The organism is Mesorhizobium zhangyense, assembly GCF_011045115.1.
Classification (GTDB): domain Bacteria; phylum Pseudomonadota; class Alphaproteobacteria; order Rhizobiales; family Rhizobiaceae; genus Mesorhizobium_M; species Mesorhizobium_M zhangyense.
This window is the reverse complement of sequence record NZ_JAAKZG010000020.1, coordinates 59619-66603: the sequence shown is the minus strand read 5'-3', so window position 1 is coordinate 66603 and position 6985 is coordinate 59619. Positions and strand designations below refer to the sequence as shown.

Below are 6985 nucleotides of genomic sequence, written 5' to 3'. Positions count from 1 at the left end.
TTCATTTGCGCCGAGCACTGCCGCAACGACCCCCTCTGGCGCTTCGCGCCATCTCCCCCTCAAGGGGGGAGAGTGCGCCGTGGATACAGCATGACCTCCAAGCAAAAGATCGAACGCCTCGCCTTCTGGTCGATCATCATCGCGCTCGGCGTGATGGGGCTGAAATATCTGGCCTATCGCATGACGGGTTCGGTGGCGCTGTATTCCGACGCGCTGGAATCCGTGGTCAATGTCATTGCCGCCGCCGCCGCCTTGTGGGCGATCCGCGTCAGCCATAAGCCGGCCGACCAGGACCACCCGTTCGGGCATCACAAGGCTGAGTATTTTTCCGCCGTGCTGGAAGGCGTGCTGATCGTTCTTGCGGCGCTGCTCATCCTGCGCGAGGTCTGGTTTGCCTGGCAGGTGCCCGCCCCCATGGAACAGCCTTGGCAGGGTCTTGCCGTCAACGGCCTTGCCGCTGCCATCAATGCCGGCTGGGCGTTTCTGCTGATCCGCACCGGACGGCGCGAGAAATCGCCCGCGCTGCTGGCGGACGGCCAGCACATCATGACCGACGTCGTGACCTCGGTCGGCGTCATTGCCGGCCTCGTTGGCGCAGTCCTGACCGGCTGGACCATCCTCGATCCCGCGCTCGCCGTCATCGTCGCGCTCAACATCCTGTGGCAGGGCTGGCATGTCATCGGCTCGTCGCTCAACGGCCTGATGGACCGCGCCGTCGACACCGACGAGCACATGCATATCCGCGACATCATCTCCGCGAATTCGAAAGGCGCGCTCGAAGTCCACGATCTGAAGACCCGTATCGCCGGCCGCGCCATCTTCATCGAGTTCCACCTCGTCGTCGACAAGGAGATGAGCGTCGGCGAAAGCCACGTCATCTGCGACCGCATCGAGGAGGCGCTGAAGGCCCAAATCCCGTCGGTGCGCATCACCATTCATGTCGAGCCCGACGACGAAGCCAAGCTGCCGATCGGAACTGCCGCGGTGCCTTTCGCGTAAACGCGGGAATCGCGTAAGAAGGCCCGGCCTGTTCAGGACGGGCGTCAGAAAGAGGCTCTCACGGCCTCGTTGAAAGTGAGCCTATGGAAGCGCCAGTCCGACCGCCAACACCCGAGCCGCTGGCTCGCATGGCGCCGGGCATGCAATGGGGCCTCATCCTTCTCGTTTCGCTGTTCTTCGCCGGCCTTCTGGAATTGGCCGGCCTGCCTGCCGCACTGCTGCTCGGCCCGATGTTCGCGGGCATTCTCGCCGGCACCAATGGCGCCACCGTGCGCCTGCCGCAACCGCTGTTCTTTTCCGCGCAGGCCATCATCGGCTGCCTCATCGCCGCCTCGGTCGAGCTCGAGATCCTCACCTTCTTCCTCCGGGATTGGCCGCTATTCATGGGCACGGTCATCGCGACGCTGGTGGCTTCGAGCTTTCTCGGCTGGCTTATCAGCCGCTGGAAGGTGCTTCCCGGCACCACCGCCGTCTGGGGCACCGCGCCCGGCGCCTCCACCGCCATGGTGCTGATGGCCGGCGCCTTCGGCGCCGATGCGCGCCTCGTCGCCTTCATGCAATATGTGCGCGTCATCTTCGTTTCGGTTGCAGCCGCGGTCATCGCACGGCTGTGGGTCGACACGTCAGGCGTAGTCTTGCCGGAGATCGACTGGTTCCCGGCGATCGACTGGCAGCCCTTCCTGTCGACACTCGGCATCGCCGTCGTCGGCGGACTGGTTGGGCGCCTGCTGCGCCTGCCCTCGCCCTATTTTCTGGGCTCGATGATACTGGGTGTTGCCCTGCACCTCACCGGCTACGTCAGCTTCCAGCTGCCGGAATGGCTGCTGGCAATCAGCTATGCGGCTGTCGGCTGGACCATCGGCCTCAACTTCAACCGCACGATCCTGCGCCACGCCGCCCGGGCGCTGCCGCAAATCATATTCTCCGTGCTGGCGCTGATGGCCTTTTGCGGCGCGCTTGCCTGGATGCTCAGCCACTATCTCGGCATCGACCCGCTGACGGCCTATCTGGCGACCAGCCCCGGCGGCATGGATTCGGTGGCGATCATCGCCGCTGCCTCCAACAATGTGGACATTTCCTTCGTCATGGCGCTGCAGACGGCACGCTTCATGTTCGTGCTGCTGTTCGGCCCGGCCATCGCAAGGACGGTGGCGCGGCTGGTGAAGGAATAGCGCCGTGCCGTTTTATTCTGGCGCATGATCCTGTCCGAAAAGTCTGCAACTTTTCGGGGTCATGCGCTATTTCGTCCGCAGCCGGATGCGCGGGAACACAGGCCGCGCCTCTTCGACCGGCTGCTCGGCCTTGGCGAGGATCGTCGTGATCTCCAGCGGCAGGCTGGTCAGCGCCTTCTTTGACGCTACGCCGTCGGAAAGCGTCAGCACGCTGTCGTAGAACTCCGCGCCCGTCGCCGATTTCGGCGGCGTCACTTCATGCATGACGCTGATGACGGTCACGCCGGGGCAATTGTCCTCGATGGCCTGGTGGAAGGCGATCTTGGCGGCAGGGTCGAGCGCACCCGTCGCCTCGTCGAGGAACAGCAGGCCGGGCTGTTGCAGCAGGATGCGCGAAAGCACCAGCTTCTGCTTCTGCCCGCCCGAAAGCACCTGGTCCCACAGCTTGCCCTCGCGCGTCTCCTCGCCGAGATATTCGATGAATTCGCCAAGCCCTGCCTTGTGCAGCGCCGACGCCACGCGCGCGTCGGAATGCTCGTCAGGGCTGCCGGGCAGGCACACGAGCTGCTTGAGCGAGACCTGCGGCAGCTTCACTTCCTGCGCGGCATAGAAGCTCTTCACGCCCTCGGGGAAGACGACATCGCCGCGGCCATAAGGCCACAGCCCGTTGATCGCCTTCATCAGGCAGGTCTTGCCGCTGCCGGAAGCACCGCGCATATAGGTCCACTCGCCGCGGCGGAAGCGCAGGTTCGGCGCCGTCAGGAAAGGCAGCGCGTCGTCGCCCTGGTGCATCAGCGCCAGGTTCTGCACGGTCAGGCCGAACACCGAATGCTGGCTGCCATACTGGAAGTCGGACTGGCCGGTGAGCGCGTAGAACTCGCTCGGCTTCTGCACATTCTCGATCGCCACCGCCAGATCGGTCACGCGCCGCGCATTGGCCTTGAGCGAGGCGATGTCGGGCATGACGTGGATGAACCACGAGCACTGCTGGATCAGCGAATTGACCAGTTCCGCGCCGGTGACATAGCCCTTCAGGCTGATATTGCTGTTGATGTAGGGGATGAGGCCCGGGCCGTAGGCGACGAAGCGCGCGGCGATGAAATTATACACCAGCTCGAACGACATATAGGCCGCGTTGATCCTGTTCAGCCGGCCCCAGGTCCAGTCGATATCCTTGTAGAGCCGGTTGTTGACCTGCTTCTGCACGCGCTCGCTGCCGGAGGCGGCAACATGGAAGCTGCGGCGCAGGAAAGTCGTCAATTCACCGCGATAGCTGCCTTCGGCCTGCTGTATCTTCAGCGTCAGCCGTTCCAGCATGCGGCCGAGCTTGACGGCGATATAGGTGTTGAGCGGCACATAGGTGACGACCGCAACGAAGGCCAGCACGGCGCTGCCATAATCGCCGAGGAACTCCAGCCCCTTCACCTGCGTCGAGGTCTCGAGCAGTTTCTGGCCGACGAACAACAGCGACATGACCACGCCCATGACGCCCATGGCGAGCCCGATGGCTCCGCCGGTCATGCCCTTGATCGATTCCTGCACGCGCTGGTCGATATTGTCGGGCGCGATCGGCGCGTAGGCGGCCTGCTTGCCGGCACCGTGCTGGAGATGGAAATGCGTGTGGTTGCCATCGAGCAGGGCTTCGTTGAACCGGCCGTCGAGCCAGCCGCGCCACTTGCGATGCAACGTCGTGGAAAACAGGTGCCTGATGCCGGTGAAGCCCGCATCCTTGACCAGAACGAGAGCGAGCAGGATGCCGGCGCTGGTAAACAGCGTGGCGAGCGGCGCCTCATTGTCGGTAGCGTGGAAATAGGCGATCGAATTGACGAGCTCGCCCGAAGCTTCGGCCATCCAGACGCTGGTTTTGCTGGAAACGGCCGTGAGAAGAGTGATCGCCAGCGTCAGCCCCCAGGCTTCCATCCAGCGATCCGAGAACCAATAGGCCTTCATGAGGCCCCAGAAGCCGCGCATCGAGGAGACAGGCGTGAGCGGCGGCGGCCTTGCAGGACGGCGGCGCCATCTGTCCGTCAATATCAGTCGTGGCCAGTGTACCCGAATCACTTGCTCCAACCCCGGTTATTATTTTTGTTACACAGGGTAACACGACTTGATCGTTTGCAAACGCTTTTGTCGATCACACCTTCGAGGGGCGGAGGATCATCCATGCGGCACTGTGCTTTTGCCGTCACATCCATAAGTGCGATGATCGCGCCGGATGGTGAAGTTTCCGTTGCGATTGTTGGGGGGGAGTTGGCTCACGGTCCCCCTTCAGCCAAGAACCCGGGCGCGCGTAACGCTTATGCCTGCTAGACTGCTCTGGAAGCGAACTCGCGCTGCGCAAGTCGCGTCAATCCGCCTCGGGTATGCCTGAAAGTATGTTTGTCAAGATCGTAGCCAGTTCTGACCGTACTTGCCGTTTAGAACAGCCCTGTGCCGACGGACAGGAAACTCCTGAACGCCAAATGCCCCTCAAGAAACACGTCGACCAGATATTGCCCGTCGGCAAGTTCGGATTCGTATATCCAACCAGTGCTAGGACGCGGTGGCGTCGCAGACATTGAGTTGTTTCGAAATTGAATCGCTTGATTGCCGTCCTTATCGATCGCCGATATGCGAACATCGACAGTCTGCAAATCTCGCCTTGGGTTGAGCCGAAAGCTAACGCCGCGCCGGCTTAACGAAACATCTTCGACAAAAACGTAATTACGCTCAAAAACGAGAAGGTCGTCCGAAACGAGAATCCGCGGCGCCCATTGCGCTCCATACACTCCAAGGTGGTGCAGCAATGTCGCCTTTTCCGCGCTAGTCCGACAGTAAATCCACTGAAGCGACCCATCGAGCAGAAGCGGCGACGGGACCAGCACTTCGGCACAACGATGCTGGACGATCGACGCGTCGCCGCCGGTCCCGCCCATGTGATACACCTTGTCAAACGGAATCGCGGAGAAGTGCTCTTCAGTGTCGTGCGGCTCTGCTGCACCCAACTGCATATTGCGGTCGCAAAATTTTACATCAGGAAGGGAAAGCACTCGGCGCGCTTCGAAAACAAGCATAATCAGCACCGGCGCGTGGGACGCCTCGCCATACTGGCACTCACCAGACTTCCGAATTCCTTCTATGTGCCACTGAGTTGGATTTCGCGGACGAAAATAGAGCCGAACAGAATCATGTGCGTGCTGTCGTGCATCGATCACGCCCGCAGCCGCGACATCACGTTCGCGCTGGTTTGCTGGATCATTCCTCGAACGTAGGTTTCCGTCGATGATTATGCGAACGGCGTTTTCGAGCGGCGCATGATGAAACAAGCGACTCGGCCATTTGGACCGGAATGGGTAGGCTGGTCGCGTGAGCGCTGCTTCCCACTTCGTTATGTGCTCGTCGACGAATGCAGCGCTTAACGTCATTGAAGCGCGATCGGCTCAGCCTGCGGAGGAACCGAATGTCCGCTCCGGGTCGATGGGTTGAGTTCCAGTGCGAGTTCTGGCGACCGATTGAACTTCTGGATTTGAACCGGTCGAACATGCGGCAATAGGCTCATCAGGGACAACAGATGGCGCCCACCTTCGCGTTCCGACCAACCAGCTTTTTCTTGCGTCAGAAGACCCTTCTGCAAGCCGATCCAAACTCCCCAGAGGTCATCAGCATCAAAGGTCCACCTCCGATTGCCTTGTAGCAGGTGAAGTTTGCCATCTTCCAGATGAGCTTTCAGATGCTCATGCGTTTCCAGATCGAGGAGTTTGGAATCTGCCAACCCGGCGGCTTGGCCCAGCAGTTCGATAAATGAGTCGAAAGTCTCAACATTCGTCGCATTCCCGCGCAAAGCGCCGGCCACGGCTTCCATGTGCTCGGGGAGACCGATGTCAACGGTATAGTCGTGGACATAGACGTGAATGGGCAATTCGGCGAGATAGCGTTCCATCACCGGTCGGACTTCGTTCCAATCCAAGCCGCCGTTACCACAGCCGAGACGAGGAAATGAAATCTCTCGAATCCCGAAGCGCGAGTAATTGCTTACGAATTTTGCCAGGCCAGCTTCGATCCACTCAATTTTAGACGGATAGCGCCAATGAATTTTGGTCGGGAAGTTCAGCACCCATTGGTCTGAACCCTTCCAAAGCCAGAGTTTGCCCGGCTCAAGCAGCTTCTCATCGCATATGCGCTTGTAAGCGCCGAACATCTCAGGCTCGCGCTCCTTGAAAGCGCGAGCAATCCCTTTACCCATTACGCCTACACAATTGACTGTATTGACGAGAGTTTGAGCCGATGACTCGAGCAAACTCGTCCGACGGTAAATCAGCATCGAACCTCCCTAGGTTGCGCGAAATTATAGCCCGTTCAGAACAAAACAGGAACCTTATCTGTAACGGTAGCTGAACGCAAGACGTATGAAAATCAGGAAAGCCCCAGAATCGCCGCAACGCACACATTTTCGGACCCTTTGGCGGGATATTCCTTCTCAAGAGACAACCTCAGACGTATCGTTCAGGTATTGAGGTTTCGCAACACGTGGACAATTTTCTACCCTCTGAAAATTAAAATGCTTTAAAAACAAAATATTAGCTCCCCGAACATCCTTATTTTATCCCCCTCCTTCCCACCTCCCTTACCCTTGTCCTCAGTTCTTCCCATGGGAACACCGGTCGCGACGGTGATCTGTGGGGAGGAACCGGCGCTTCCGGTTTGTCGCAAACGTAGCGACGAGCCCGGGGAGGTTCCGTCCGAGGGTTCCCCTGCGGGTAATACGGCCCGCGCGTGCTGGACGAGCACATAGGCCCTGCCTTCATTCGCAAACGGATGAAGGCAGGGAGCAGCGG

General features: G+C 60.1%; 5 protein-coding genes. 2 read left to right on the top strand and 3 right to left on the bottom strand.

Translation table 11 applies throughout. The annotated features are described in order from the left end of the window. The first annotated feature begins 90 nt into the window (after positions 1 to 90). Together G6N74_RS27805 and G6N74_RS27800 are read left to right on the top strand one after the other, a co-directional pair. On the top strand, positions 91 to 999 hold the full coding sequence (locus G6N74_RS27805) for a cation diffusion facilitator family transporter (RefSeq protein WP_165121242.1): 909 nt from the start codon (positions 91 to 93) through the stop codon (positions 997 to 999). 83 nt (positions 1000 to 1082) lie between these two features. Then, positions 1083 to 2171, top strand: coding sequence for an AbrB family protein (locus G6N74_RS27800; protein ID WP_165121241.1), 1089 nt, complete (start codon positions 1083 to 1085; stop codon positions 2169 to 2171). A 66-nt stretch (positions 2172 to 2237) separates the two neighbouring features. Here the strand turns inward: G6N74_RS27800 and G6N74_RS27795 are convergent, their stop codons facing one another. From G6N74_RS27795 to G6N74_RS27785, 3 genes are all read right to left on the bottom strand, one after another. Then, on the bottom strand, positions 2238 to 4142 hold the full coding sequence (locus G6N74_RS27795; RefSeq protein WP_165121244.1) for an ABC transporter ATP-binding protein/permease: 1905 nt from the start codon (positions 4140 to 4142) through the stop codon (positions 2238 to 2240). 446 nt (positions 4143 to 4588) lie between these two features. Then, positions 4589 to 5575: a DarT ssDNA thymidine ADP-ribosyltransferase family protein gene (locus G6N74_RS27790; RefSeq protein ID WP_165121240.1), complete on the bottom strand. Its 987-nt coding sequence runs from the start codon at positions 5573 to 5575 to the stop codon at positions 4589 to 4591. Beyond that, a complete protein-coding gene (locus tag G6N74_RS27785; protein WP_165121239.1) occupies positions 5572 to 6471 on the bottom strand; it encodes a macro domain-containing protein in 900 nt (299 codons plus the stop codon). Before G6N74_RS27785 ends, G6N74_RS27790 begins: the two co-directional genes overlap by 4 nt. Positions 6472 to 6985: the final 514 nt, after the last annotated feature.